Below are 1,275 nucleotides of genomic sequence, written 5' to 3'. Positions count from 1 at the left end.
CGAAGGGGCCCGGCGCCGGCAGGGGCACGATATCCAGCCAGCCGTCTTCCTGGCCGCCGGCTTTCTCGGCCGGCGTGCCGCAGGCCAGCACGATGGCAGCGGGGTCCGGCGCCGTCGCGGCGAACTCGGCCTCGTCCAGCAGGTCCAGCCTGATGCGTCCCGTATCGGCGCCCCTATCCGCGCCCATGTCCGCGTCCCTATCCGCGCCCATTTCCCGCTCCTTCATCCGTCCTGTGCCGCCCTGTGCCGCGTGGCCCGGCACCCCATATCGGTATGGAATGCTGGACATGCACCGTGCCTGCATGAATAACAGCCCCCCACCCGCCCAATACAAGCCGGACGCCAGAACCGCCATGACCAGCCGCCCCCATCTTCTCGACGCACTTCGCGACCAGGTCTTGCTGTGTGACGGCGGCATGGGGTCGCGCGTGCAGGTGCTGGACCTGGATGTCGAGCGCGACTATTGGGGCCAGGAGAACTGCACCGAGATCCTGAACCTGTCGCGCCCCGAACTGGTGCGCGAGATCCATCGCGGCTATTTCGAGGCCGGGGCGGACATGGTCGAGACCAATTCGTTCGGTGGCTCGCCCATCACGCTGGGCGAGTTCGGCCTGTCGGACCGGGCGCGCGAGATCAACCGCATTGCCGCCCATCTGGCACGCGAGGCGGCCGAGAGCTTCGCCGACGGGCGCCATCGCTATGTCGTGGGCTCGGTGGGGCCGGGGACCAAGCTGCCGTCGCTGGGCAATATCGATTACGACACGCTGGAAGCCGGGCTGACCGAGCAGTGCCGCGGCCTGATCGAGGGCGGGGTCGACGCGCTGCTGATCGAGACCTGCCAGGACACGCTGCAGATCAAGGCCGCGGTGAACGGCGCGAAGATCGCCCGGGCCGAGTTGGGGACCGACACGCCGGTCTTCGTGCAGGTCACGGTGGAGACCACCGGCACCCTGCTGGTCGGCCCCGACATCGCCGCCGCCGCCACCGCGATCCATGCGCTGGACGTGCCGCTGATGGGGCTGAACTGCGCCACCGGCCCGCAGGAGATGGCCGAGCATGTGCGCTGGCTGGCCGGCAACTGGCCGGGCCTGGTCTCGATCCAGCCCAATGCCGGCCTGCCCGAACTGGTGGACGGGCAGACCCATTATCCGCTGTCGCCGGCCGACATGGCCGTCTGGGTCGAGCGCTTCATCGCCGAGGACGGGCTGAACCTGGTGGGCGGCTGCTGCGGCACCTCGACCCCGCATATCGCGGCGCTGGACGCGATGCTGCGCC

Annotated in this window: 2 protein-coding genes; one reads left to right on the top strand and one right to left on the bottom strand. The window is 69.6% G+C overall.

Annotated elements, in window-relative coordinates; genetic code table 11:
* Positions 1-289 (bottom strand): hypothetical protein (locus tag HUK84_RS18850; RefSeq protein ID WP_374729389.1); only part of this gene is annotated, 289 nt, incomplete at its 3' end.
* A 64-nt stretch (positions 290-353) separates the two neighbouring features.
* Between HUK84_RS18850 and HUK84_RS18845 the strand changes: the two genes are divergently transcribed.
* A partial coding sequence (locus tag HUK84_RS18845; protein WP_176641590.1) for a homocysteine S-methyltransferase family protein occupies positions 354-1,275 on the top strand: 922 nt, incomplete at its 3' end.

This window comes from Nguyenibacter vanlangensis, from assembly GCF_013376155.1.
Classification (GTDB): Bacteria; Pseudomonadota; Alphaproteobacteria; order Acetobacterales; family Acetobacteraceae; genus Gluconacetobacter; species Gluconacetobacter vanlangensis.
The sequence above is the reverse complement of the archived record's forward strand: the minus strand, read 5'-3'. Positions and strand labels throughout refer to the sequence as shown.